Source organism: Brucella pituitosa (assembly GCF_965577835.1).
GTDB lineage: Bacteria > Pseudomonadota > Alphaproteobacteria > Rhizobiales > Rhizobiaceae > Brucella > Brucella pituitosa.
In genome coordinates, this window is the sequence record NZ_OZ264092.1 from 2,032,990 (window position 1) to 2,057,748 (window position 24,759).

A 24,759-nucleotide genomic window follows, 5' to 3' on the forward strand; every position below is an offset into this window, starting at 1 on the left:
TCGCGGTGTGAATATGGGGAAATAAGCGGCATGGCCGTCTATACAGATATCAATGAAATCGAGCTTGGTTCTTTTCTTGAACAGTATGACATCGGTGCTCTGACCTCATATAAGGGCATTGCAGAAGGGGTCGAGAACACCAATTACCTTCTGCACACGACGATAGGCTCTTTCATTCTTACCCTTTATGAGAAGCGTGTTAATCGCGACGAATTGCCATTTTTCCTGAATTTGATGCAGCATCTCTCCAAACGCGGTCTGGAATGCCCACAGCCGGTGGTGCGCCGCGATGGTGCGATGATCGGTGAGCTTGCAGGCCGTCCGGCGGCTATCGTGACCTTCCTTGAAGGCATGTGGATGCGCAAACCCACCGTCGCACATTGTGAAGAAGTTGGCCGTGGGCTGGCTGAAATGCATTTGGCTGGTGAAGACTTCACTATGCGCCGCCGCAATGGTCTGACATTGCCTGACTGGCGCCCGCTGTGGGATCTTTCGAAAGAACGTGCCGATAGTGTCGAGCAGGGGCTGGTTGCCGAGGCAGAGGGCGATCTCGATTATCTGGAAAAGAACTGGCCGGTAGGACTGCCGGAAGGCGTCATTCATGCCGATCTTTTTCCGGACAATGTGTTTTTCCTTGGTGATCGGCTGTCGGGGTTCATCGACTTCTACTTCGCCTGCACGGATATTCTCGCTTATGACGTGGCTGTCTGCCTGAACGCCTGGTGTTTTGAGAAGGATTTCTCCTTCAATCTCACAAAGGGTGCTGCATTCCTGCGCGGCTATAATTCCGTGCGTCCGCTCTCACTTGCTGAAATCGACGCTTTGCCGGTTCTGGCCCGAGGTGCCGCGGTGCGTTTCATGCTGACGCGTCTCTATGATTGGCTGACCGTTCCCGACGGCAGTTTCGTGATGAAAAAAGACCCTATGGAATATGTGCGTCGTATGCGCTTTCACCGACAGGTTACATCTGCAACAGAATACGGGCTTGAATTGGCGGGAGCTGCCGCGTGAAGCATATAGAGGCTTTCACCGACGGTGCGTGCTCGGGCAACCCCGGTCCCGGTGGGTGGGGCGCTATTGTGCGCTGGAATGGCCATGTGAAAGAGCTGAAGGGCGGCGAGGCCGACACCACCAACAATCGCATGGAGCTGATGGCAGCAATTTCGGCGCTATCTGCATTGAAAGAGCCATGTGAAGTCGATCTTTACACTGACAGTGTCTATGTGCGTGACGGCATTTCTGGTTGGATTGAGGGCTGGAAGCGCAATGGCTGGAAAACCGCAGCCAAGAAGCCGGTAAAGAATGCCGAACTCTGGCAGGCGCTGGATGAGGCGCGCAAGCCGCATAAGGTGACGTGGCACTGGGTCAAAGGGCATGCAGGTCATCCGGAGAATGAACGCGCTGACGAGCTTGCTCGTGAAGGTATGGAGCCGTTTAAATACAACGGATACAAGTCGCTTCAAGTGAAGTAGCGATTATCGGGTTTGTGAATAAGGAAAGGCCGCGCTGGAGCACAGCGCGGCTTTTTGATTTTCAGGCAAGTTATTTGCCTTGCTGCAATTTGTTGAGATCGGTGGCGCTAACTTTGAATAAATTAAAGCTGTTCGATTAGTGTCGCAGCACTTGAAGTAGCGGCCTGACCAGCCTGTTCCTCGATGTTGAGGGTTTTGAGGACGCCATCTTCAACGATAGCCGAATAACGCTTCGAGCGGATGCCAAGACCGCCTGCGGTTGCATCCAGTTCAAGACCAAGAGCTTTGGTAAAAAGGGCGGAACCATCAGCGAGGTACAGGATCTTGCCTTCGCCGCCAGTGCTCTGCGCCCATGCGCCCATAACGAAAGCGTCATTCACTGCAACGACTGCGATCTGATCGACGCCCTTCGCGAGGATGGTATCGCGATTTTCAAGATAGCCCGGCAGGTGGTTGAGGCTGCAGGTCGGTGTGAAAGCACCGGGAACCGCGAACAGAACGACCTTTTTGCCAGCAAAGACTTCGTCAGTCGTCACTTCCTTGACGCCGTCTGCGGTCTTTATCTTGAAGGTTGCTGCGGGCAGCTTGTCACCAACTTTGATCGTCATCGTTTTTCTCCTGAAGATGAGCGTGTGCCGTCATTGCCCACCTGTATGAATCGCTGAATTTCGACTGCCAGTGCATGAAACATGGCGACGACACTTAAGCCGATAATGATCCGTTCGACAATTTCAAATTACGGATCTTACAAGTTAATCCAGCCTGACCTGTCCGGAAACTGCTTTGCCATTCTGAACCAGCGTATAGTCTATCAGCGTGCCGCCCTCAGCTTTGCCATGAAGCGTGGCTGCGAAGCGCAATTGACCAGTATCTTTCTCGGGCTTTGCCTCGGAAAGGCTTAGCTGGTCGCTTCCGATAAAAAGTTCGGCAGGTGCGTGGGCGTCGGGAAGCGCAATCTCAAAAACCGCTTTGCTTTCCTCTCGCTTTGCGCTTTTTACGCCAAACTCGGCGGATGCGGGGGCTGGCAGGCGACCAAAGGCGGTTTCGACAATCGTATGCGCGGCGATGGCCTGTGGCGATTGTTCTGGTGTTACCTTCAATGGAAAATCAAACTGAGCCTGAACGGGAATGCAGATTTTTTCACAGACGCCGAGAAAGACATGCCCTTTCAGCCGCTGTTCGCCAGGTTTTACGTGGAAGGTTAGTGGCAACGATACTGAATGTTTGTAGCCGATACCGCCTTCGTCACCGGCATCAAAATATACGGGGGCCGGATAGTCGATCCGCGCAGAAGTGCCGCCTTCTATATTGAGCTGCGGTGGCACACCTGCATCACCCGGATTGCGCCAATAGGTTTTCCATCCGGGATTGAGATCGATTTGCAATGCTCCACGCAGTTCGCCGTGCGGCTTTGCGTCTTCAAGAATAACACGGACTTTGCCGCCCGGCGTTTCCGACCAGTCAGACGTGGCAGCCTGCGCGGAAACTGCCGCACTCAAGAGCAGAGGGAGGACAAGAAACTGAATTGATCTCATGCGGCGAGATTGATGGAAAATCATGTTTCTATCAAGGCTGAGTTTAAGTCTGTAAATTGTAGTTCAGAGTTTCAGCAACAATTGTAGTGTCACGCTCGAAACGATGACAAAACCCAGGCCGAGATGAAACAGAAAAGCAATATTGGATATGATGCGCAGCGCGTCATAATCAGCAAAATTTGTGGCGATCTCATCTGGCGGTGTGGGGTTGCGCCAAAGATATAACGCAAAGCGATAATTACCGCGTGGCATGGTGAAAATGTAATAAAGATCAGACACATCTCCGATCGCCTTTGTCATTGACGGGCTTTGCCTGATGAAATCGATAAGCGGAGAAAGTCTGACCTGCGCGTATATAGAATAAGCCAAGAAGGCTGCTGCCGAAATTACAACTATATACATCAACATGCTGATGATTCTTCTCAATCTTTAATTGCATTTATTCGCGGGGAGGTTGCTTCAATATGCAATCCAAAATCAAGCCCGTTCGAAGCAATAAGAAACTTTGCACGAATTTCATTGTCATTTGCCGCAGTCTTGCTACCTTCATATCTATGACAATTCTCAGGAAGCCAAACCAGGAGCAGGGTTTCTTGAACGGGCAATTCCTGCTCGCAATGCCCGGAATGAGCGACGAGCGTTTTGCCCGCGCAGTGGTCTATATTTGTGCCCATTCTGAAGAGGGCGCGATGGGTTTCATCATTAATCAGGTCCAGCCGGTTGGGTTTCCCGATCTCCTTCGTCAAATCGGCGTCATTGGTGATGAGGATCTGATTATGCTACCGGCGCGCGCGCAGCATATGGTCATCCGCGATGGCGGACCGGTCGATCGAACCCGCGGTTTCGTGTTGCATACCGACGACTACATGGTCGATTCCACTATGCCGGTCACAGAAGACATTTGTCTCACAGCAACGGTCGATATTCTGCGTGCGATCTATGGAGGCAATGGACCAACGCAAGCATTGATGACCCTGGGCTACTCTGGCTGGGCACCCGGACAGCTCGATCTGGAATTTGCAGAGAACGGCTGGCTGACATGCCCGGCGCCGATGGACATGCTGTTTGATAGCGATATTGTCGGAAAATACGACAGGCTGATGACCCGGATGGGGATCGACATGACGCGGCTCGTTTCCGAAGCCGGTCATGCCTGAATGATTATCGTGTAAAAATAAGACTTAGAGCGGCTCCAGTTAAGACTGAATCGTTGGAGCCGCTAACTATTTGTTTGTACGCATTATCCTACGCAAAAGCGCTTCGCACTTTATGCTGGAAATGCTTTAAGCCGCAGCTGCGTCCAGCTGTTCCCGGATCATGCGCGTTGCATCTTCCCGACTTGATGGTTCGCCAAACATGAAGCTCTGTACATATTCGCAGCCCATCTGGCGCAATTGAAGAGCATCACTTTCACTGTCTACACCTTCAGTCACAACGGCAAGACCGAGATCATGCGCCATGCTGACGATGGAGCGCAGGAGCGTCGTCTTTTGCGGCTGATCGCCTTTAACGAACGAGCGGTCGATCTTGATGATATCGAACGGAAAGCGCGTCAGATAGGCAAGTGAAGAATAGCCGGTGCCGAAATCGTCAAGTGACAGGCCTACACCCATGGTCTTGAGCCGTGCGAGGACATGGGCCGACTGTTCAGGATTTTCCATCAGCACGGATTCAGTCAATTCCAGCTTGAGGCTGCCGGGCGTGAGATGAATGCGCGAGAGAACCGAGCGCACATCATTGATCAGATCCTGCCGGATCAACTGTGTGCTCGACAGATTAACGGACACAAACAGATCAAGTTTGGGGAACTGTTCCTGCCATGCATACAGATCTTCTGCCGCACGCTGAATTGCGAACAGTCCAAGTTGCACGATCAGGCCAGAGCTTTCGGCAATCGGAATAAATTCGGACGGAGAAATTCCGCCACGGCGCGGATGCTCCCAGCGCATCAATGCTTCAAAGCCCGCAATGGTGCCATCATCAAGCCGGACAATCGGCTGATAGACCAGGCTGATTTCATCGCGCTCAAGGGCACGGCGCAAATCGGATTCCAGCTGTAGCTTGTCACTGCCGATTGCACGGAATGCCGGACGGAACGGCTCAATGCGGTCGCCGCCGAAGCGTTTGGCCTGATGCATGGCCAGTTCGGCGTCTTTGACAAAATCCTCCGCTGAGGCAGCGGTTTTCGTCCAGGTGATCAGGCCGACCGATGCCGTTAGCACAATCTCACGCTTGGCATAGGCAATCGGCGAACGAACTGCTTGACGCAGAGCTTCAGCAAAAGATGCAATACGACCCGGATCGCTTTCAGACGCGAGCAGAAGGCCGAATTGATCAGACGACAAACGTGAAAGCGTGTCCTGTGGCTTCATAAGGCGTGACAGGCGCCGCGAGATGGTAAGCAGGATCGTATCACCAGCTGACATGCCAAGGCTGTCGTTGACCTGCTTGAAGCGGTCGATGTCGATGATGAAAACGGTCGGGTGCAGTCTGCTCTCGCCGCGCGCCATATTCATCACGTTGCTGAGACGATCCAGAAATAGCTCACGATTGGGCAGACCGGTCAGATTGTCGTGCACAGCATCGTGCAACAGGCGCTCTTCGGCTTTTTTCTGCTCTGTCACATTGACCAGCGTACCGACACAACGGACGATCTCGCCATCCGAACCGATGACAGGACGGGCGCGCAGAGCATACCAATGATAGTGGCCATCATTGGCGCGCAGGCGGAAAATTTGCCCGATGCGTCCGCGACGGTTTTCGAGAATGGCATCGAGCGTTGAACGGAACCGGTCACGATCATCGGCATGCATGGCGGGCAGCCAGTTTCGCACAGGCCCCTGCAGCGAACTTGCGGTGTTTCCAAGATAATTAGCAATGTCTGGCGTCGTCACAACGCGGTCACGCGGCACGTCCCAGTCCCAGACAATGTCTCCGGCGCCAATGACAGCCAGCGCCTGCCGTTCCATATCTGAGAGCAAGCCCTGTTGAAGCGCACCACCGGAAAAAGCGTGCTGCATGACAGTGAAGCCGATCAGAAGCACAATGAGGACCAGACCACCGCCGAGAGCGGGTTGGACAATATCATTGTCGAGCTGGCCAGAGACTGCCATCCAGGCACCGAGCAGCCATATGAGCGTAAGCAGCCAGGCGGGAATAAGCATCACCGCTCGGTCATAACCTTTGACTGCCAGATAACCGATGATGAAGACACCGGATACGACGGTGAGCGCCAGCGACATGCGTGCGATGCCCGATGCTACTGGTGGATCGAATACTGCTACGCCTGCGAGCGCAATGAGCCCCAACACCCATGTCACCGCGCCATAACTGAAATGATCATGCCATCGGTTGAGATTGAGATAGGTGAACAGAAAAATCACCAGGGAGGCGGCGAGTGCCACTTCCGTGCCCGCTCGCCAGACCTGCTCGTTGCCGGGCGTGATCTCCATCAGCTTGTTCCAGAAGCCAAAGTCGACACAGATATAGGCCAGTACAGCCCATGCAAGCGCAGCAGTTGCCGGGAACAGCGAGGTTCCCTTAACAACGAAGAGGATCGTCAAGAACAGTGCGAGAAGGCCGGAAATACCAAGCAGAATGCCGCGATAAAGCGTGTAGGAGTTGACCGCATCCTTGTACGCTTCAGGCTCCCACAGATAGAGCTGGGGAAGATTATGTGACGAGAGTTCTGCAACAAATGTGACGACCGTACCCGGATTGAGCGTAATGCGAAAAACATCCGCATCCGCACTTGGCTGGCGGTCGAGCGCAAAGCCCTCGCTCGGTGTAATCGATGAAATACGTTGTGAGCCCAGATCAGGCCAGATCACGCCTGAACCGACGAGACGGAAGTGGGGAGCCACGATCAGGCGGTCAATCTGCTCGTCTGTGGGATTGGCGATGGAAAAAGCGGCCCAATCACCAGATGCGTTGGAATTAGGATCGGCTTGCACCTCGATACGACGTACAATGCCATCTGCACCGGGGGCGGTGGAAACCTGTACACTCTCACCTTGATTGCGCAGCAGCTCAACAGCGCGCGAAAGGTCAAGGGCTGTGTCTTCTTTTGAGATTTTTATAGGCTCAACAGCAAAAGCATGAATCGTTGTAAAGAGCACAATGGCAATGAACGCGGAGACAATCCGCGTGAAGGCTGAAAAAAACCTGTCTGTAAGACCGTTCACGAGCGTTCAACCTTGCCATTGGTCATGCGTATGTCGCTTTCTAAAAGGGCAAATAACAGGTGATCCTGCCAGAAGCCGTTTATTTTGAGATAGGAACGCAACAGTCCTTCTCTCTGAAATCCGGCTTTTTCGAGAAGCCGTATCGAACGTACATTATGGGGAATACAGGCAGCTTCAATCCGGTGCAACCTCAGTTCCCCGAAAGCAAAGGGGATAACCATTGATAAGGCTTCGGTCATATAGCCCTGGCCGGCGACGGATACACCGCTCCAATAGCCGATCATGCCGCTTTGGCCGACACCGCGTCTGATGTTGCCAAGGGTAATTCCGCCTAAAAGCCGGTTGTCGCCGTTACGGAAAATAAAAAACGGATAGCCGGTGCCATCGGACATTTCCTCCTGTACGCGTCGCAGCCGATGGCGGAAAGCGCTTTTGGTCAGGTCGTCATCGGCCCAGGTCGGTTCCCATGGGGTAAGAAAGGCGCGGCTCTGCTCGCGCACATTGGCCCAACTTGCAAAGTCGGTCATCAATGGCTCGCGCAAATAAATGCGCTTCCCACGAAGGATTGTCGGATTGCTGCGCCGGAATGGCAGGCCGATCATGCGGGTTCCTGTTTTAAGGAGGGCGGTGAAGGAAATAGGACAGCGAGGCATTGGGGCAATATGTTTATCGCCTGAAACCTGTTGTACTATTCCGTGTCACCTGCGTTCTTATCCTTGCTGCCTTACACAGCAATCTTCCTTGTATGTGCGCTGGTCGAGAGAGCATCGGTGAGCCCCTCAAAGCCCATCAGACGTCCAACGGGGCCAACACCTGCAATCGTCGGCTTGCTGTCAAGGAACAGGCGTCCGGCAAGATCGCTCAGTCGTTCCGGAGTGATCAGCGAGAGGCGATCCATCAGTTCGCTGTTTGCAACTGGACGGCCATAGAGCAGGAACTGGCGTGCGATCTGTCCCGCGCGGCTTGCAGCGCTTTCCTGCGACATGAGCAGGCTTGCGCTGTACTGCGCACGAGCGCGATTGACTTCCTCAATGCTGATGGAATCCGCTGCTTTGTGCAGCTCGTCGATAATGACCGGCAGTAGCTCTACGAGTTCATCGCGACCAGTCGCAGCATGGATGCCGAACAGACCCGTATCGGAAAAGCCCCAATGGAAAGCGTAGACCGAATAACAAAGGCCGCGCTTTTCACGCACTTCCTGAAACAGCCGCGAAGACATGCCGCCGCCGAGGATCATGGAAAGAAGCTGTGAGGCATAGAAATCGCGCACATGATAGGCGCGGCCTTCAAAGCCGATCAGTACCTGCGCATCCATCAATTCGCGATTTTCGCGGAAATCACCGCCAACATAGGTGGCGAGATCAAGCGTTGGCGCGGTATTGTGCGCACGGAAGCCGCCGAGACGCTTTTCCACTTCCTTCACGAACTGATCGTGATCAATGCCGCCTGCTGCCGTCACCACCATGCGGTCAGCGCTGTACTGTTCATCGATATACTGGCGCAGGTCGTCCGAAGTGAAGGACATGACCGTATCGGGCTCGCCAAGAATGGCGCGTCCGATTGGCTGATGGCGATAAGCGGTTTCGGTAAAGCGGTCAAAGACGATATCATCAGGCGTATCGTGCGCAGCACCGATTTCCTGCATGATGACCTGCTTTTCGCGCTCAAGCTCCGCTTCATCGAACTTCGAAGCGGTCAGAATATCTGAGAGGATATCGATCGCCAAAGGCATGTCGTTGCGTAGAACACGCGCATAATAAGACGTGGTCTCGACGCTCGTCGCAGCATTGATCTCGCCGCCAACATTTTCGATGTCCGAGGCGATCTGCCAGGCCGTCCGCTTTTCCGTGCCCTTGAAAGCCATATGCTCAAGCAGATGGGCGATGCCATGCCGATCCGGAGCCTCGTTTCGTGCGCCTGCCTTGACCCAGATACCCAACGCGACGCTTTCCACATGCGGCATGTTATCTGTAGCAATGGTCAAGCCATTGGAAAGACGCGTTACTTCAACACCCATAAGCACAATGCTCCCATAGTCCCATTCGGGTTCCCGTTCTTAATTCCCTTAGAGCGCCGGGCGTCCTTCTGGACGCTAAAGGACGCTCTAACTCTTTTAAACTACGCATCTTGCTTTCCAAAACTCGATTCCGATTTTTGGGCCGATGCGGTAGAAGAGCACGCGCATTTTATGCCCGAGAATGACGGCGAACGTATTCTTCCACGATTTTCAGGTCGTTGTGAAGAACTGTGAAACTTTCTTTTCGTTGCATCAAGTCCGAAAGCCATGCCGGAAGTTCCGGGTTGATACCGCTCGCAGCCTTTACGGCATCGGGGAATTTCGCCGGGTGGGCTGTTGCCAGAACCACCATTGGTGCGTTCCCGGACACTTTTTCGCGAGCGACCTTAACAGCAATCGCCGAGTGCGGATCAAGCAGATAACCATCTGCTTCAAGCACAGACTTAATGGTTTGCGCAGTTTCCTCGACCGTAGAACGGCCCGCTGAAAACTCGTTGCGAATGGCGGAAAGCGGCTTTTCGGAGATAGTGAAGCCGCCCGATTGCTTCAGGCTCTGCATCAGACCACGCACAGCAGCCGCATTGCGGCCGTGTGCTTCAAACAATAAACGCTCGAAATTGGACGAAATCTGGATGTCCATCGAAGGCGAGGTTGTTTGTTCGACACCACGCATTTCGTAAGCGCCACCGTCCAGTGTGCGCGAGAGAATGTCGTTGTCGTTGGTCGCGATGATGAGCTGATCGATTGGAAGGCCCATTTTCTTGGCAACGAAGCCTGCAAAAATATCGCCGAAATTGCCGGTTGGCACCGTGAAGGACACGGCACGGTCAGGCGCACCAAGGCTCAGTGCCGCTGTGAAATAGTAGACCACCTGTGGCATGATACGCGCCCAGTTAATCGAGTTCACACCGGAAAGCGAAATCGCATCACGGAATTCGAGATCGTTGAACATGCCTTTGACCAGATTCTGGCAGTCATCGAAGTTACCTTCGATAGAAAGGGCATGAACGTTGGAAAAGCCGGAGCTGGTCATCTGGCGCTGCTGCACCGGTGACACGCGGCCATTCGGGAAGAGAATAAAGATATCTGTATTGTCGCGGCCGCCAAAAGCCTCGATAGCCGCGCCGCCTGTGTCGCCGGAAGTGGCGCCGACAATCGTGGCGCGCTCACCGCGTTGGGCCAGCACATAATCCATCATGCGAGCAAGAAGCTGCATGGCGACATCTTTGAAGGCAAGCGTCGGGCCATGGAACAGTTCAAGAATGAACTCATTCGAACCCGTCTGAACCAGAGGGCAGACTGCATCGTGACGGAACGAACCATAGGCTTCACGCACCATGCGCTCGAAATCAGCCTGTGGAATCTCACCGTCGATGAAAGGTGTCAGTACAGCCAGCGCGATATCCACATAGGATTTTCCGCGCAAATCGCGAATTTGTTCCGGGGTGAATTGTGGGTATTCCTGAGGAAGATAGAGGCCGCCATCGCGGGCAAGTCCGGCGAGCAAAGCGTCGCTGAACCCCAGAACAGGTGCTTCGCCGCGCGTGCTGATATATTTCATCTCAAAGGCCTTCATTTCGGGTCGAGGCGGATTTTAGCCGCATAATGCAATAGAGCGTCCCTAAAAAAGCCGCAAGAATTAAAGCATCCTTGTAGGGATGGGGGTTGCTCTTGGCGACAAAAAACAGGAAAACACCCTCACGCTACGCATCGCATAGTGGTATAGAACAGGTCGATCAGTGCAGGGAAGCCCGGTTTATGCAGAAAGCATTACAGAATCGTTCATCGTTGTTTCCAGTCTTTGCAACGGTTTTGCTCGCAGCACTCGCAGGCTGCACGACAAGTGGCACGCAGAAATCTGCGGACGGCGCACAGGCAGACGCCGGCCAGACACGTATCAAAGAATCGGAGTTGCGCGCTTTCTGCCCAACCGTTTCGTTGCGTGACGGCACAGCCTATTTCAACACCTATGAAAAGGGTGGCGATAAGGATGCGAGCCGCGTCATTTATCAGGCGGCGTTGACCGATACTACCCGTTCTTGCCAGTACACTGATGGAACAATCACTCTTGACGTTGCTGCGGCAGGCAAGGTCGTGCCCGGTCCAAAATACAAGAGCGGTAACATCACCATGCCAGTCCGCGTTGCGGTCCTTCAGGGTGACAAGGTGATTTATTCCAAGCTGCATAAGCAGACCGTGAATGTGACCGGCGGTGGTGCGACGCAATTCGTATTTAATGACAAGGGAATCTCGATCCCGTCGGATAGCGCTCGTAGTGTCCAGATTTTTGTGGGCTTTGATGAAGGTCCGTATAACACGAAATAAGTGTTGAGCTTGAGAGCATGTTTCGGCGCTGATGCTGTGCATGAAGCTGAGATGATAAGGGGTGCACGCTGCTATCGCGTGCGCCTTTTTTTATCTTGCAGTTTGATCGCGCTTGTTATTTATAGTGCTGATAATTGTCACAGCTTTATATTATACATTATTTTTATATAGCTTCTGAGAATATAAATTTGGTATTATTATAGAGACTATTGGAAATAGTAGCCATTTCCTTTATTTTTATGCGTCATAGTAGCATGAGAAAAATGTTTTAAACTGGTTTCCCGATTGTCGATATTGGAACGGCAGGTTTTCTGATGGTGCTTCAGCGCAGGTCTTTTTTATCGCCTGTTTATGTCCTGATCGCCGTTATGCTGCTGCTAGGTGCGATTGCTGGAAAATGGGCTGGTAATCGGTTTCAGCTGCACGAAGAAGAGCGGGATATGGATGCCTATATGTCTGTGCTGATGTCGCAGGCCAATCGCATCATTACATCCGCACAGAAAACATTGGAACAGGCCAACCGTTCTCCTTATGCAATCTGCTCTGACGAGGATAAACGTTATTTACGCGAGCTGCTGTTTGGTGGCTATCATGTCAAGGATATTGGTCGTCTCGTGAATGATCGACTTGAGTGTTCCACTCTCCTGAACGACGTTGACACTGACGAAGTGCGTTCCACCGAAGAGGTGCAGTTAATGGACGGCACTTATATCTATGGTGATCATAAGCTGATTACACCCGGTAGTCACGGCCCCGTCATTGGACGTGGCGAGGCGAATGTTGTGTTGAGCTCGGTCGCTTTTGATGCGTTGCACGTTTCTCAGTATAATTTCGTTGTTTTCCTGACAAACACGGACAAAACGCAATTTGCCCGTCTCTACAGTTTCCCAGAGGCGTTTCCCGGCAATATTGAAAACAGTTTTGTTCCGACTGGCAGCAGTCGGTCGTTTGGCATTTCAGACGATATTCTGCGCGAGAAAACCTGTGATCCTGTTACTGGGGTCTGTATTTCGGTTGTGACATCGCAGAGTTGGTATGCCGAGGCGGACCAGCTTCTGCCTTTCGTTTTTACTGCTCTCGGAATGTTTGTTGGTAGTGGTCTTGGTGCAGCCTGGATTTATTATCGAAATCGCGACCAATCTTTGATTTCTCTTTTGAAAAAGGCGCTGGCGGCGAAGAGTCTCACACTGGTTTATCAGCCGGTCGTTAATATCGGAAATGGTAAGATTACAGGCTTCGAGGCGTTGATCCGTTGGGAGATAACGAAGGGCGATTTCGTGCCGCCTGATTTGTTTATTGCCCGTGCGGAAGCGGCAGGTATAGCGGATCGCATCACCTTATATGTCATTGATCAGGTGATTTTGGAGATGGGCGAGCTTTTACGGCAGCAACCTTCTTTGCGCATCAATATCAATATGACGGCAGGTGACGTGCAGAACCCGGCATTTATGGCTGCGCTCGAACAACGCCTTAGGGAATTTGATATTAAGCCTCAGCAAATCGGATTGGAATTGACGGAACGCACAGCTGTCGATTTTGCCAGGGCCACCGAAGGTATCAGGCAACTGCGTGAGCGCGGGCATCGGATTTATATCGATGACTTTGGTACAGGCTATTCCAATCTCGCTTATTTGGGCGAGCTGCAGGTCGATGCCATCAAGATTGACAAGGCTTTCACGCGTACAGTCGGTGATGAACGTGGAACGGTATCAATCGTGCCCCAGATTATTTCGATGGCACATGAACACGGTCTGGATATTGTCGTTGAGGGCCTTGAGACGGAAGCTCAGGTCAACTATTTCCGCGGCATTAGCGATAAGCTATCCGGGCAGGGCTGGTTTTTCGGCAGGCCTGTTGACGCAACATCGGTACAGGCGCTTGTCGGAAACATTACTCCATCCAAAAAACGCGGGCGCAGCAGAGCGTCGGCGGCGAAATAGATATTTAACTATAGAACAAATCTATAAGATTCTAATTAAATTAGACTGCTTCTGTGAAGTGAAAAGCAAGAGGTTTGCATTACAACAATTTCAGCAGGGATGATTGTGTCTGGTGAAGGGCTGGTCGTCTCCGATTGAAACTGCAACGAACCAAGAGGATAGGGCGGCTTATAGAAACCGCTCTGGTCTATGCCCATGAAACCAAAATATGAACGCGTTCTTGAGCCGACAGACACCTGGGCGATCTTCGACGTCACGACGGACGAGCCCGCATCGATCGGCGACAGGTTGATGATTGGTCTGAGCGAAAGCGAATCGGAAGAATTGCTCGCCACACTCAATGCTGCCGCGAAGAGCAAGAATAAGCGCAGCGCTGCGTAGCGCTGTATTGCAAGCCAGCAGGGTGAGCCCTGACTGTTCGATGCTTTGGCATTGCGAAGTAAAAAGCGCTGAACCAGCGCTTTTTAATTGATAGTTCTCCCGAAAGCGTGTGTTTCGGGAGAAATCACAAGCTTCAGGCGTCGGTCCAGATTGATAAGGCCTCGATTACGCCCGGCAGATCCTTATGGCGATGGATCACGGTTTCAGCACCTGCATCCGTCAGTTTGTCGGCATGACCGGGATAGGTGTGCGCGCCACCGGTAAAACCGATAACACGCATTCCGGCTGCACGCGCGCCATGAATGCCATGCGCTGAATCTTCAATCACGATGACATCCGCTGGATCGACACCAAATTGCTTTGCAGCATAGAGGAAAACGTCGGGTGCAGGCTTCGGCTTTTTTGTGCCTACTTCGCGCGATGAGAAGATATTTGGCGCGAAAAGATCATAGAGACCGACGCGTTTCAACATGAGTTCAAGGCGTGCATTGGTCGAGTTCGAGCAAATGCACTTTGGTAGCCCAAGTGCAGAAACAACCTCGACGATATCTTCAATCGCCTGCACCTCATTTTTCAAGCGCTCATCAAGCAGTTTTTCCGACTTGTCGAGAAGAGACGCGGAAATCGGAATGCCTGCTTCGCGTTCCACTGTCAGAAGAATGTCCTGCCAGGTGAGGCCGGCGAAGCGCTCGCCTACTTCTTCCGCTTCAATCGGATATCCGGCTTCTGTCAGAAGAACAGCATCGACTTGCGCTGCGATGACTTCCGAATCCACCAATACGCCATCGCAGTCAAAAATAATCAGGGAAGGAGCCGCCATTTTACAAGCCTTTTAGAGCGCATACCGAAGTGTGAAACGATTTTCGGGTAAGATGCGCGTTACATCAGAATGTTAGAACGCTGATTTTGTCCACTCGGATCAAACCACGCACTATTGGGAGACGAGGGGGAGATTATCCGCCGAAATACCGCCGATGAGCTACACTTTTATGACTTGCGCGTCAAATTATGGCCGTTCAACTTGCCGTATGTGTCGGAACGATATGCTGGGCCGACCGTTTCCTTCCTCTGGTGAAGGAGAAGTTTATGCGAAAGTCTGTTGTGCTGTTCATTCTCGCAATTGTCGTCGTTCTGGCATTCATTCTTGCGACACCCTATTATTACAGCGTATCGCCTGAGAACCGTGGAACCGAGCCCGTAACGGACACGTCTCAGTAAGCACCCGATCTTTCAATCACATACAAAGGCGCTAAGATGCTAACGCATCGCGCCTTGACAAAAGTTCAAGCGCCACTCAGGCTTAACCAAAGTCCAATGAGTTCACTCAATGAACTTTGGTATTACACTTCCCCTGAAACCTCACGTCTGCGGCGATCCAGCTCTTCGCTATAGCGACGCAACGTGTGTGCTTCACTTAAAAGCCCAAGCACCTTACGCTCCTGCGCGTTGTTGATGACCGCGAGTGCTTCGGCCTCTGCCCGGTCAAAACGCGCAACGGCTTCCTTGGCATTCATCTGTGGCAGCAGGAACTGGTCCTGATAGCGCAGCAGATCGCTGATGCCACGAGTTCCATCGGTCGTATCGAAACTTTCCGAATAGGCTTCCGGGACAGGGATCATACCAACATAGTGCCCCTCGTTATCCACTGCGATAACGCGCTGGGTTGAACCGAGCGGGAAGTCGTGACGGAACGTTTCAATGTCGGTGTCGATGAGGACGGTGCGTACGTCGTGGCGCATCATGCGGTTGACAGTGAGATTGCGAACCCAGCCGATATCGTGCGCAGAGCGAATGGCTTCGCCACGCAGGTGGAAGCGCCATGTTGCAAATGAGTAGCCGAAAGTCTTTCTGACCATAAGTGATGATGAAACGACGGCCCCCAGAACCAGCATTGCAATCGGGAAATCGCCGGTCAGTTCAAGCGCGAGAAAAGCCATGGTGAGAGGGCCACCAACAATGGCCACCGCCATCGAACTCATGCCGATCACGGCGTAGACTTCCGGCTCCAGCGAAAGTGGCAAAACCATGCCTGTCACGGCTGCGAAAAGCTTGCCCGTCAGCGCACCCAGAAACAGCGAGGCAAAGAACAGGCCACCACGAAAGCCTGAACCAATCGAAATCGCTGAGGCAAGTGATTTGCTGAAAATCAGCAGCAGCAGCACTGGAATGGTTAGGTTGGCATTCAGATCGAGATGCAAAGCGCCATGACCGGAAGCCAGAACCTGCGGTGAAACGAAAGCAATCATCCCGACAATCGCACCGCCGATAGCCGGAGCCATCACAGTCGGTATGATGCTTTTTCGTGCAATGCGTTCAACCGTGGTAACACCACGCATGATGAGAATGGCGATACCTGCCGCCAGAAAGCCAAGCACCAGCGCAGGTACATAATCGCGCGCCGCAATACCATCCAGTGGTCCGATTTGAATAACGAATGGAGCTCCACCAATCGCCTGTGTAACCAGCATGCCGACAATGGCTGCGACCACGACCGGTGCCAGCGTTGCGATAGAGTAAACGCCGATGATCAGCTCAAATGCATAGAACGCACCCGTAAGCGGCGCATTGAACGCGCTTGCAATAGCTGCGGCAGCACCGCAACCGACCAAAGTGCGCAAATCGGCACGCCGTAGTTTCAGCGCGCGACCAATGCGTGATGCAAAGCCACTGGCCAGCTGCGTATAAGCTGCCTCAAGTCCGACCGAGGCACCAAAACCATTAGAAATGAGGTTCTGTCCCACAAGAATAAAACTGTCTGTCAGCGACAGGTGTCCGCCGTGAAGCGCATTGGCTTCAATGGGGTCGACGATGGGCTTTTTGCGCCAGCGTGCCAGTACCCATATGACAACGCCCATAAGAATACCGCCAGCCAGGGGCGCGATATAGGCGCTTGGATTAAGTTGCGATGCAGAACTAAGCCTCTCACCCTCTGCGAGCCCGAAGAGCGCCTGATGCATCCATTGCGAAATGCCGCCAATGGCGGCGACAGCAAGGGCTGAAATGATACCGATGACTACGCCGGCAATGGCGAGGCCGATTTCACTTCCACGCACCAGTGCGCGCATGCGGAAGGGTACGAAAAGAACCCGCAAATACCGGTTGTGACGCAGTTCGTTGATATTCATGTCAGACACATAAAAGGGCACGCAAATCAGTTGAGGGTGTTAGCGCAATCATAGAGGTAAACGAATAACCAAGCCTTATTGATTGCGCCATTTGAGAGCCTCGAACTGCAATTTGTTGACGGCTTTAATATGGCTGGAACAAAACTGTCAAAGCCAGTTGGTTGCGCAAAGTGCCGGAAATACGGGCTTTTAGGGGAGAATTAAGAAAAGGTTTACAATTTCAATCACTTGGCGTTAACCGCATATTTACCCTACTCAGTAACCATAAGGACAAGTTTTTAGCGTTCACAGGTAATCGAGTATCCCATGTCCCTAGTACGTCTTGCACATGAGTTGCCTATTGAGGCCCCGCGTACCGCTTGGCTCGACTCTATCATCAAGGGTGATTGCGTTTCTGCACTGGAACGCCTTCCGGATCACTCGGTGGACGTCATTTTTGCCGACCCTCCTTACAATCTCCAGCTTGGCGGCGATCTTCACCGCCCTGATCAGACAATGGTTAGCGCTGTTGACGATCATTGGGATCAGTTTGAAAGCTTCCAGGCCTATGATGCTTTCACTCGCGCATGGCTGCTTGCTTGCCGCCGCGTGCTGAAGCCAAATGGCACTATCTGGGTCATTGGTTCCTACCACAATATTTTCCGCGTCGGCACGCAGCTGCAGGACATTGGCTTCTGGCTCTTGAACGACATCGTATGGCGCAAGACCAACCCGATGCCGAACTTCCGTGGTCGCCGTTTCCAGAACGCGCATGAAACACTGATCTGGGCTTCGCGTGATGCAAAGGGCAAAGGTTACACGTTCAATTACGATGCCATGAAAGCTGCCAATGACGATGTTCAGATGCGCTCTGACTGGCTGTTCCCTATCTGCACGGGTTCTGAACGTCTGAAAGATGAAAACGGCGACAAGGTGCATCCAACACAAAAGCCGGAAGCATTGCTCGCTCGCATCATGATGGCTTCGAGCAAGCCGGGCGATGTCATTCTTGATCCATTCTTTGGCTCAGGCACGACCGGTGCCGTTGCAAAGCGTCTTGGCCGTCACTTTGTCGGCATTGAACGCGAGCAGACCTATATCGATGCGGCAACTGCACGCATTGATGCGGTTGAACCACTGGGCAAGGCCGAACTTACAGTGATGACAGGCAAGCGCGCGGAACCACGCGTGGCTTTCACCTCGATCATGGAAGCAGGCCTTCTGCGTCCGGGCACAGTTCTTTCCGATGCGCGCCGCCGCCATGCTGCGATTGTTCGGGCTGACGGTACTTTGGCTGCCAACGGCGAAGCCGGTTCCATCCACCGTATTGGTGCCAAGGTGCAGGGCTTTGATGCCTGCAATGGCTGGACGTTCTGGCACTTTGAAGAAAATGGTGTTTTGAAGCCAATTGATGAGCTGCGCACGATTGTTCGTGATCAGATGGCAGCTGCCGGCGCGTAAATCTGAAATGGAAATAGCCTATTACTATCGGACGACCTCCAACAAAGTCTGATGAAAAGACCCCCGAAGCAATCCACTTCGGGGGTCTTTTTCGTTGTCGGAGATGTTTTGATCAGAAAGAGAGGCCCAGGCCTCTGAGATCGCTTGCAAGTTTGGGTGCGCCAGTGAAATGCACGGCTTGCCAACCCGCAGCCTTCGCACCTTCGACATTGGCGGGACTATCGTCGATGAAAAGCGTTACAGCTGGGTCTAGATCAAAGCTCGCGACATGATGGTCGTAGATTTCGCGGTCAGGTTTCAACATGTGAATATCGCCGGAAACGGTCACGCCGCGGCTTTCAGTAAGGAACGAAAAGCGGCTTTGCGCTTCGCGCAGCGTATCGGAAGCAAAATTTGTGAGCATGGTCACGTCATTGCCTTGTGCAATAAGCCCTCGCAGGATCGCAACGCTGTCATCGTAGGAATGCGGTACCATCAAGTTCCAGTTTTGGCGGAATGCACGGATGTGGTCGCTGCGGTCAGGATGGGCATCGATCAACAGTGCTTCGGCATTTTCCCAACTGCGACCGCGATCCTGCTCAATATTCCAGGCACCGGTGCAGATATTCTCCAGGAACCAGCGGCGCTCGGTGGCATCAGGGATCACATCAAGGTAAGCGAGCTCCGGATCATAATGCAGCAGCACTTTGCCGATATCGAAGACGACGTGTTGGACTGGTCTGGTCAACGGCTTTTCCTCCCCCGTTTGAAAGCATCTGGAATGGCGGCCGAGATGGCCTTTTTCATGACGGTTGGCAGTGCTTCATCCTCTAATTCTGAAGGCGAGGACCACCAGCCATCATTGGTCGTGTGTTTGGCAATATTGCTGACTGAATAGACAGAGAGGCGCAATTCGAAATGTGTGAACACATGTGTGATGCTGCCTGATGGCACCCAAGGGGCGATAAATGGGGCGGCATCTATGCTGGAATCGCCGTCGATGCGCGCGGTCCAGCTGCTTCCCGGTACTTCCGTCATTCCGGCAAGCAGGCCTTCGCGTTGCCGTTTACGTAGCAAAACCGACCCATCATTTGCAATAGCAATAAAGGCTGCTCCTATCCGCACCGGCTTCTCGGCTTTCGGTGCCTTGACGGGAAACTCTTCCGGGTCGCGGGTAGCGAGCACTTCACAATTGTCATTAACCGGGCAAATTGCGCAGGCGGGACGACGCGGCGTACAAATAGTTGCGCCGAGATCCATCATGGCTTGCGCAAAATCGCCTGGCCTGCCGGCGGGTGTCATCTCGCCCATGCGGGCACGAATCTCAGTCTTGGCAGCGGGTAGAGGTGTGTCGATCGCAAATAATCTTGAAATTACGCGTTCAACATTGCCATCGACCACTGCTGCAGGTTCGCCGAAAGCGATAGCTGCGATGGCTGCTGAAGTGTAATCACCGATACCCGGAAGTTCTTTCAGGCCGACCGCAGTAGAGGGAAACTTTCCACCATAATTTGCGACAATAAGGTCGGCGCATTTTTTGAGATTGCGCGCACGTGAATAGTAACCAAGCCCGGCCCACGCACGTAGAATATCGTCTTCGCTTGCCTCAGCCATAGACGCTACGTTCGGCCAGCGTTCGACAAATTTGCTGAAATAGGATTTGACCGCTTCAACGGTGGTTTGTTGAAGCATTATTTCTGAGAGCCACACCCGGTAAGGATCTGAATTCATGCCGCGCGATTGCTCAATTGGCGTTACACGCCAAGGTAGAATTCGGTGATGCCGGTCATACCAGTCAAGAATTTGTGCAGTTCTGGTACTATCGGGAGTGTGGAGCATTTGATCGGTATGATTTAAACGTTGGGAAACTGTCTCTAATCTGATTAAAGACCTTTGTTTAGAATTGATAGAAATTAATGCATAGCATCGCTTTCTTGTGCTTTTATGCGCATGCGATAAATCTCACGGCAGTGAGGCGGGAAGCAGATGTGAAATAAGGAGAATCCGTGGCTAGTTCTGTCCCGGTATATGTCATCAATCTTGCACGCTCCCAGGACAGATGGGATGCTTTGCGAGCGAGCGCCAATAAGTTTTCAGTTGATGTCCGTCGTGTTGAGGCAGTCGAAGGTAAATTACTGACCGATGACGAGTTGGTGGATTTTGACGAGGCTGGCTTTCGTCGTAGACATGGAAAAATTGCACTGCCTGCCGAAATCGGCTGCTATTTCAGTCACATCAGAGCACTGGAGGCAATCATCGCTGCGGATGAGCCTTTTGCGGTTATTGTGGAAGACGATGTCGAATTCACACCTGAATTCACGCCATTTATTACCGAAGCGAGCAGATTGAAAGGATGGGACGTCATTAAACTCGTCAACCATCGTACGGCGGCTTTCCGAGGGTTTAGTTTTGTCGATAAGCGCTTTTCCATTGGGCGTTGCCTACATGGGCCATCAGGTAGTTCTGCTGCCTATATTGTCACATTAGACGGTGCCAGGCGCCTTCTTGCAGGGATCAAGCCGATGTGCCTTCCCTATGATGTTGCTTTAGAGCGCGGTTGGGCAGGCAGCTATGAAATTTTCACGACCGACAAACCGGTGATAGCTCTTTCTGAGGTGGCGATCTCTACGATTGCACAAGGTAGGAAAGGATACGCCAAAGCACGCCTGCCAGCATACAAAAGACTAACTACTCTTTTCTTTCGATCGACTGACTATGTCAGGCGAATCGCATACGCTCTCAGGCGAAATGGCCTAAAAGAGGTGTAAGTGGCTTTTCTCAAAAAATCATTTCTTGTACGGCGGCGAATAGACCATTGGGTTCTTGGTGCCGCCTCTGCCGCTATGCCTATCCGATTAGGATTAGGCCCAATCATTCTTTTCGTGTTTTCATGTATTGGAATCTATCTTAGTTTGGCTCGCCATGCGGCGACCCGCCTTTTTGCCAAGAGATTTTATATTTTTATTCTGTTGTATGCGGCTTGGTCTATAGGTCTCATTCTTTTTCGCGGGGAACCTTTCAGCAATAACCGCCAGATTGGTTATACGTTACTCATCGCGGTATTTGCCTTTGCGGCTCCCGGTATGCTGCTGGTCCGTAATCCGTTGCGAGCCTATGTGTTGGGCGCACGCGTTGGTATCGTGATGGCAGTATTCGCCGTGCTTTACCTTGTGTTGACGCAAGGCGGTCGCATAGGCGTCGGTGGAAACGAGGCAGTGTTCGCATTTGTTGCAGGCGTTTCGGCAATATCTGCGGTCATCCCTATTCTTAAAGCACCACGCTATCTCCCCAATGGCCCCCACTGGCTTATATTGGGCCTCGTAGCCGTTCTGGCTTCCGAAACACGAGCTGTAATCGTTGTACTGCCGATATTTGCAACCATCGAGGTGATACTTTTCCTAAAACGCTTTAGCGTTCGGCAGCAGGGCGCAGCGTATGCAGCCGTTGTGGCCGCTCTCGCTGCACTCGTCATCGTAGGCCCCGTAGGAGATATTATTTCCAAACGGTTTGCTGGGATGGTTGAGTACTATGACAGTGGTGACAGCTCCCAATGGGAAGACAAAATCTCAGCAGATATCCGTGAGGTTATGTGGACGAATGCTGCAATAGTCATTAAGCAGAACCCTATAGCGGGTGTCGGTTCTTACGCGAAAATGGATGTCATTCGCACACAGGCTGGCGATCAGGCATCCATGCTGGAAGGTTTCCGGCACGTCCACAATACGATCCTTGATGAACTGCTGAATGACGGCATTATCGGATTGTTTTTCATGTTTGCGGCCTTTCTTTCGATCTTTGTGCATCTTTGGCGGAATTCGGATAGCTGGGGAATGCGGCGCGCCTTGATTTACTTTGCTGTGGTGTCCGGAAGCTATGGCATGCTGCATAATCCGCTCTTGCATGAAGTGACTATTTCTTCGGTAATGTTCTTCATTGCGGCACTAAACGCAGCTTCATCACGTCGCATCATGGCTTTGCGTCGAGCAGGCCTCTCAAACTATATTCGCGGGAATTAGGTTTTATGAAAGCAATCGTGACGGGTGCCGCTGGTTTCATCGGCTTTCACACTGCGGCGCGCCTTTTGGATGAAGGCTGGCAAGTCATTGGCATCGATAATCTCAACGATTATTATCAGGTGGATCTCAAGGAAACCCGTCTCGCCAAGCTGAATGCGCGTAATGGTTTCCGTTTTGTACAGGCCGATATTTCTGATTCCGATGTATTCAATGCAGCTGTAGGTGCTGATCGTGATGCCGATGTAATTGTGCATCTCGCGGCGCAGGCTGGAGTGCGTTATTCCATCGAAAATCCTGCAGCCTATGTCTCGGCAAATGTCATGGGGCAGGTGACTGTTTTTGAGGCGGCACTTAAGTTAGAAAAGCGTCCGCCGGTCGTTTATGCCAGTTCGTCGTCGGTCTATGGCGCAAATGAGAAAATCCCGTTTTCCGAAAGTGATCCAGTGGATCATCCAGTTTCGGTTTATGCGGCGACCAAACGCTCAGGCGAGCTTCTGGCCTCCTCCTATAAGCATGTTCATGGCCTGCACTCGACTGGACTGCGTTTTTTCACCGTCTATGGGCCATTTGGGCGTCCGGATATGGCGCCATGGCTCTTCACCTCGGCGATCCTCAAGGGGGAGCCGATCCGCGTTTTCAATAATGGCGAAATGCAGCGCGACTTCACCTTCATCAATGATATCGTGAGCGGCGTACTGGGTGCGGTAAAGCGCATTCTTGAACACCCTGAACAAACTGCGCCAGTCTACAACCTAGGCAATAACCGCCCGGTCATGCTTAATGATTTCATCGCGGCCATTGAAAAAGCTTGCGGTAAAGAGGCAGTCCGCAAGCTGGAGCCAATGCCCGCAGCCGATGTCCCGCGCACTTATGCTGACATAGCGCTCGCGACCCGCGATCTCGGTTTTAGCCCTCAAACCACGCTCGATGAAGGTATCCCTTTGTTTGTTGAGTGGTTTCGGGGTTATAATGGGACGCGATGAGCGAACCAAAATCAAAACGGGGCTTTCGCCCGCTGGCTGACATGACGTCGCGTCTGATGGACCCGATGTTGCAGAAGCGTGCTGGTATCAATCTTTCTCTGCTGCAATCCTGGGAGGATATTGTCGGCCCAGCAATCGGAGCGTCGTCTCGTCCCTTGCGCATATTATGGCCAAGAAGGCTGCACGAAGACGATCCTTTTAGTCCTGCTACCTTAATTATTGCATGCGAAGGTTTCGCAGCCTTGCAGATACAGCATGAGACGGGTGAAATCATCAGCCGTGTAAACGGATTTCTTGGCTTTTCCGCTATCGGTCGCATCAAGATCGAGCAGAAACCTCCCGCACTTGATTTCAAACGTCGTCCCAAACGTTTGGCGGCTTTGGCTCCATCCGAGGAACGCCGGATAGACAAAGCAACAGACGGGATCGAAGACGATGCGTTGCGCGCTGCCCTCGCACGGCTCGGCAAAAATATTCTTGCAGAGAAACGGTCCACGAAGAAGTGAGCGATCTGCCTTAAATTTGATTCAAGATTGGTGCTGAACTGCATTTGATCACAACAGGGCTGGTGATTAGTGATCCGCGACCCTAAATTGTGCTTAAACGTCAACATTTAAACAGGACTGGATGATTCGTATGCCTGCACCGCTTAACCGCAGACATGTTATTTCTCTTGCTGGCGCAGCTGCCGCAGGACTTGCTTTTGCCGGCAATGCGAGCGCACAGTCACGCAGCGCTGAAGCCACTGTCGATGCTGCCAAGGTTGCAGAACCTGGCAAGCTCAAGGACATGGTTTATGGCAAGGCCGATGCGCCTGTTACGATCGTTGAGTATGCATCGCTGACCTGTTCGCATTGTGCTGATTTTGCGGTCAATACTTTTCCGACCATCAAGGAAAAGTACATTGATACCGGCAAGGCGAAGCTGATCTTCCGCGAGTTCCCATTTGATCCACGCGCAACTGCGGCTTTCATGCTGGCTCGTTGCGCCCCGGAAGACCGCTACTTCCCAATGATCGAAGTGTTCTTCAAACAGCAACAGCAATGGGCTGGCGCTGCAGATGGCGAAGCTGCACTGCTTCAAATTGCGAAACTTGCAGGTTTTACACAGGAGTCGTTCAAGGCTTGCTTGACGAACCAGCAAGTTCTCGGTGATGTGAATGCGACCATGGAACGTGGATCGACGGAATTTGGCGTGAACGCCACGCCAACATTCTTCATCAACGGACAGAAATACGCTGGAGCCCTTTCGGTTGACGAGATGTCGGCAATCATTGACAAGCTGCTCTAAGCCGCCTTTCGGCAAGAAAAGCGGACGCTTCATTGCGTCCGCTTTTTGCGTTTCTGAGAGAGGAGCCTGCTG

The 24,759-nt window shown here is 52.4% G+C and carries 24 protein-coding genes; 13 read left to right on the forward strand and 11 right to left on the reverse strand.

Going from position 1 to position 24,759, the window contains the following annotated elements; translation table 11 throughout:
• The first annotated feature begins 30 nt into the window (after positions 1-30).
• Together ACSME1_RS09775 and rnhA are read left to right on the forward strand one after the other, a co-directional pair.
• Positions 31-1,011, forward strand: coding sequence for a homoserine kinase (locus ACSME1_RS09775; protein ID WP_105705318.1), 981 nt, complete (start codon positions 31-33; stop codon positions 1,009-1,011).
• The gene (gene rnhA, locus ACSME1_RS09780) at positions 1,008-1,472 is read left to right on the forward strand and encodes a ribonuclease HI (RefSeq protein ID WP_024896205.1); all 465 of its coding nucleotides are present in this window, start codon (positions 1,008-1,010) and stop codon (positions 1,470-1,472) included. The genes ACSME1_RS09775 and rnhA overlap by 4 nt, the downstream gene beginning before the upstream one ends.
• Positions 1,473-1,594: 122 nt before the next feature.
• Here rnhA and ACSME1_RS09785 read toward each other — a convergent pair whose 3' ends face one another.
• The 3 genes from ACSME1_RS09785 to ACSME1_RS09795 form a co-directional block, all read right to left on the reverse strand.
• Entirely contained in the window at positions 1,595-2,080 is a 486-nt protein-coding gene (locus ACSME1_RS09785) for a peroxiredoxin (protein ID WP_105705316.1), read from the reverse strand.
• A 144-nt stretch (positions 2,081-2,224) separates the two neighbouring features.
• Positions 2,225-3,007: a protein-disulfide reductase DsbD domain-containing protein gene (locus ACSME1_RS09790; RefSeq protein WP_105705652.1), complete on the reverse strand. Its 783-nt coding sequence runs from the start codon at positions 3,005-3,007 to the stop codon at positions 2,225-2,227.
• A 63-nt stretch (positions 3,008-3,070) separates the two neighbouring features.
• Positions 3,071-3,307 carry a hypothetical protein gene (locus ACSME1_RS09795; RefSeq protein ID WP_146111758.1) on the reverse strand — a complete coding sequence of 79 codons (237 nt, stop codon included), beginning with the start codon at positions 3,305-3,307 and terminating at the stop codon, positions 3,071-3,073.
• A 254-nt stretch (positions 3,308-3,561) separates the two neighbouring features.
• Here ACSME1_RS09795 and ACSME1_RS09800 point away from each other — a divergent pair, with 254 nt between their 5' ends.
• On the forward strand, positions 3,562-4,164 hold the full coding sequence (locus ACSME1_RS09800) for a YqgE/AlgH family protein (protein WP_024896209.1): 603 nt from the start codon (positions 3,562-3,564) through the stop codon (positions 4,162-4,164).
• A gap of 126 nt (positions 4,165-4,290) precedes the next feature.
• Here ACSME1_RS09800 and ACSME1_RS09805 read toward each other — a convergent pair whose 3' ends face one another.
• From ACSME1_RS09805 to thrC, 4 genes are all read right to left on the reverse strand, one after another.
• Entirely contained in the window at positions 4,291-7,149 is a 2,859-nt protein-coding gene (locus tag ACSME1_RS09805) for an EAL domain-containing protein (protein ID WP_425427632.1), read from the reverse strand.
• A gap of 38 nt (positions 7,150-7,187) precedes the next feature.
• Positions 7,188-7,793 (reverse strand): GNAT family N-acetyltransferase, encoded by a 606-nt coding sequence (locus ACSME1_RS09810; RefSeq protein WP_024897207.1) that lies wholly within the window; start codon positions 7,791-7,793, stop codon positions 7,188-7,190.
• A 122-nt stretch (positions 7,794-7,915) separates the two neighbouring features.
• Positions 7,916-9,208, reverse strand: coding sequence for a M16 family metallopeptidase (locus ACSME1_RS09815; RefSeq protein WP_024897208.1), 1,293 nt, complete (start codon positions 9,206-9,208; stop codon positions 7,916-7,918).
• 169 nt (positions 9,209-9,377) lie between these two features.
• A complete protein-coding gene (gene thrC / locus ACSME1_RS09820) occupies positions 9,378-10,769 on the reverse strand; it encodes a threonine synthase (RefSeq protein WP_105705314.1) in 1,392 nt (463 codons plus the stop codon).
• A gap of 197 nt (positions 10,770-10,966) precedes the next feature.
• Here thrC and ACSME1_RS09825 point away from each other — a divergent pair, with 197 nt between their 5' ends.
• The 3 genes from ACSME1_RS09825 to ACSME1_RS09835 all read left to right on the forward strand — a co-directional run bounded on the left by ACSME1_RS09825 (position 10,967) and on the right by ACSME1_RS09835 (position 13,854).
• Positions 10,967-11,533 (forward strand): hypothetical protein, encoded by a 567-nt coding sequence (locus tag ACSME1_RS09825; RefSeq protein WP_024897210.1) that lies wholly within the window; start codon positions 10,967-10,969, stop codon positions 11,531-11,533.
• Positions 11,534-11,847: 314 nt separating this feature from the next.
• Positions 11,848-13,473, forward strand: coding sequence for an EAL domain-containing protein (locus ACSME1_RS09830; RefSeq protein ID WP_100559536.1), 1,626 nt, complete (start codon positions 11,848-11,850; stop codon positions 13,471-13,473).
• A 195-nt stretch (positions 13,474-13,668) separates the two neighbouring features.
• On the forward strand, positions 13,669-13,854 hold the full coding sequence (locus ACSME1_RS09835; RefSeq protein WP_100559535.1) for a hypothetical protein: 186 nt from the start codon (positions 13,669-13,671) through the stop codon (positions 13,852-13,854).
• Positions 13,855-13,987: 133 nt separating this feature from the next.
• Here the strand turns inward: ACSME1_RS09835 and ACSME1_RS09840 are convergent, their stop codons facing one another.
• Positions 13,988-14,674 (reverse strand): HAD family hydrolase, encoded by a 687-nt coding sequence (locus tag ACSME1_RS09840; RefSeq protein ID WP_095446207.1) that lies wholly within the window; start codon positions 14,672-14,674, stop codon positions 13,988-13,990.
• Between the two features lie 266 nt (positions 14,675-14,940).
• On the opposite strand from ACSME1_RS09840, the gene ACSME1_RS09845 reads away from it, so the two are divergent.
• Positions 14,941-15,072, forward strand: coding sequence for a hypothetical protein (locus tag ACSME1_RS09845; protein ID WP_268877364.1), 132 nt, complete (start codon positions 14,941-14,943; stop codon positions 15,070-15,072).
• A 122-nt stretch (positions 15,073-15,194) separates the two neighbouring features.
• Here ACSME1_RS09845 and ACSME1_RS09850 read toward each other — a convergent pair whose 3' ends face one another.
• Positions 15,195-16,979: a chloride channel protein gene (locus ACSME1_RS09850; protein ID WP_024897214.1), complete on the reverse strand. Its 1,785-nt coding sequence runs from the start codon at positions 16,977-16,979 to the stop codon at positions 15,195-15,197.
• Between the two features lie 306 nt (positions 16,980-17,285).
• Between ACSME1_RS09850 and ACSME1_RS09855 the strand changes: the two genes are divergently transcribed.
• Positions 17,286-18,419 (forward strand): site-specific DNA-methyltransferase, encoded by a 1,134-nt coding sequence (locus ACSME1_RS09855; protein ID WP_024897215.1) that lies wholly within the window; start codon positions 17,286-17,288, stop codon positions 18,417-18,419.
• Positions 18,420-18,531: 112 nt separating this feature from the next.
• On the opposite strand, the gene ACSME1_RS09860 is transcribed toward ACSME1_RS09855, so the two are convergent.
• Both ACSME1_RS09860 and mutY read right to left on the reverse strand, forming a co-directional pair.
• Positions 18,532-19,146, reverse strand: coding sequence for an HAD family hydrolase (locus ACSME1_RS09860; RefSeq protein ID WP_024897216.1), 615 nt, complete (start codon positions 19,144-19,146; stop codon positions 18,532-18,534).
• Positions 19,143-20,237, reverse strand: coding sequence for an A/G-specific adenine glycosylase (gene mutY / locus ACSME1_RS09865; protein WP_051514749.1), 1,095 nt, complete (start codon positions 20,235-20,237; stop codon positions 19,143-19,145). The genes ACSME1_RS09860 and mutY overlap by 4 nt, the downstream gene beginning before the upstream one ends.
• A gap of 167 nt (positions 20,238-20,404) precedes the next feature.
• Between mutY and ACSME1_RS09870 the strand changes: the two genes are divergently transcribed.
• From ACSME1_RS09870 to ACSME1_RS09890, 5 genes are all read left to right on the forward strand, one after another.
• On the forward strand, positions 20,405-21,166 hold the full coding sequence (locus ACSME1_RS09870) for a glycosyltransferase family 25 protein (RefSeq protein ID WP_024897218.1): 762 nt from the start codon (positions 20,405-20,407) through the stop codon (positions 21,164-21,166).
• A 315-nt stretch (positions 21,167-21,481) separates the two neighbouring features.
• Positions 21,482-22,414, forward strand: a complete 933-nt coding sequence (locus ACSME1_RS09875; protein ID WP_235822327.1) for an O-antigen ligase family protein — start codon at positions 21,482-21,484, stop codon at positions 22,412-22,414.
• Positions 22,415-22,419: 5 nt separating this feature from the next.
• A complete protein-coding gene (locus tag ACSME1_RS09880) occupies positions 22,420-23,397 on the forward strand; it encodes an SDR family NAD(P)-dependent oxidoreductase (protein ID WP_024897220.1) in 978 nt (325 codons plus the stop codon).
• Positions 23,394-23,903: a DUF721 domain-containing protein gene (locus ACSME1_RS09885; RefSeq protein WP_024897221.1), complete on the forward strand. Its 510-nt coding sequence runs from the start codon at positions 23,394-23,396 to the stop codon at positions 23,901-23,903. Before ACSME1_RS09880 ends, ACSME1_RS09885 begins: the two co-directional genes overlap by 4 nt.
• Positions 23,904-24,033: 130 nt before the next feature.
• Positions 24,034-24,687, forward strand: coding sequence for a DsbA family protein (locus tag ACSME1_RS09890; protein ID WP_024897222.1), 654 nt, complete (start codon positions 24,034-24,036; stop codon positions 24,685-24,687).
• Positions 24,688-24,759 lie beyond the last annotated feature (72 nt).

Bases quoted from the DNA above. Each gene is read 5' to 3' on its own strand.
- mutY (WP_051514749.1), bottom strand. From the start codon at position 20,237: ATGCTCCACACTCCCGATAGTACCAGAACTGCACAAATTCTTGACTGG.
- ACSME1_RS09790 (WP_105705652.1), bottom strand. From the start codon at position 3,007: ATGAGATCAATTCAGTTTCTTGTCCTCCCTCTGCTCTTGAGTGCGGCA.
- ACSME1_RS09855 (WP_024897215.1), top strand. From the start codon at position 17,286: ATGTCCCTAGTACGTCTTGCACATGAGTTGCCTATTGAGGCCCCGCGT.
- ACSME1_RS09775 (WP_105705318.1), top strand. From the start codon at position 31: ATGGCCGTCTATACAGATATCAATGAAATCGAGCTTGGTTCTTTTCTT.
- ACSME1_RS09835 (WP_100559535.1), top strand. From the start codon at position 13,669: ATGAAACCAAAATATGAACGCGTTCTTGAGCCGACAGACACCTGGGCG.
- thrC (WP_105705314.1), bottom strand. From the start codon at position 10,769: ATGAAATATATCAGCACGCGCGGCGAAGCACCTGTTCTGGGGTTCAGC.
- ACSME1_RS09825 (WP_024897210.1), top strand. From the start codon at position 10,967: ATGCAGAAAGCATTACAGAATCGTTCATCGTTGTTTCCAGTCTTTGCA.
- ACSME1_RS09885 (WP_024897221.1), top strand. From the start codon at position 23,394: ATGAGCGAACCAAAATCAAAACGGGGCTTTCGCCCGCTGGCTGACATG.
- ACSME1_RS09815 (WP_024897208.1), bottom strand. From the start codon at position 9,208: ATGGGTGTTGAAGTAACGCGTCTTTCCAATGGCTTGACCATTGCTACA.
- ACSME1_RS09880 (WP_024897220.1), top strand. From the start codon at position 22,420: ATGAAAGCAATCGTGACGGGTGCCGCTGGTTTCATCGGCTTTCACACT.
- ACSME1_RS09795 (WP_146111758.1), bottom strand. From the start codon at position 3,307: ATGACAAAGGCGATCGGAGATGTGTCTGATCTTTATTACATTTTCACC.
- ACSME1_RS09845 (WP_268877364.1), top strand. From the start codon at position 14,941: ATGCGAAAGTCTGTTGTGCTGTTCATTCTCGCAATTGTCGTCGTTCTG.
- ACSME1_RS09830 (WP_100559536.1), top strand. From the start codon at position 11,848: ATGGTGCTTCAGCGCAGGTCTTTTTTATCGCCTGTTTATGTCCTGATC.
- ACSME1_RS09875 (WP_235822327.1), top strand. From the start codon at position 21,482: ATGCTGCTGGTCCGTAATCCGTTGCGAGCCTATGTGTTGGGCGCACGC.
- ACSME1_RS09785 (WP_105705316.1), bottom strand. From the start codon at position 2,080: ATGACGATCAAAGTTGGTGACAAGCTGCCCGCAGCAACCTTCAAGATA.
- ACSME1_RS09840 (WP_095446207.1), bottom strand. From the start codon at position 14,674: ATGGCGGCTCCTTCCCTGATTATTTTTGACTGCGATGGCGTATTGGTG.
- ACSME1_RS09800 (WP_024896209.1), top strand. From the start codon at position 3,562: ATGACAATTCTCAGGAAGCCAAACCAGGAGCAGGGTTTCTTGAACGGG.
- ACSME1_RS09810 (WP_024897207.1), bottom strand. From the start codon at position 7,793: ATGATCGGCCTGCCATTCCGGCGCAGCAATCCGACAATCCTTCGTGGG.
- ACSME1_RS09850 (WP_024897214.1), bottom strand. From the start codon at position 16,979: ATGAATATCAACGAACTGCGTCACAACCGGTATTTGCGGGTTCTTTTC.
- ACSME1_RS09890 (WP_024897222.1), top strand. From the start codon at position 24,034: ATGCCTGCACCGCTTAACCGCAGACATGTTATTTCTCTTGCTGGCGCA.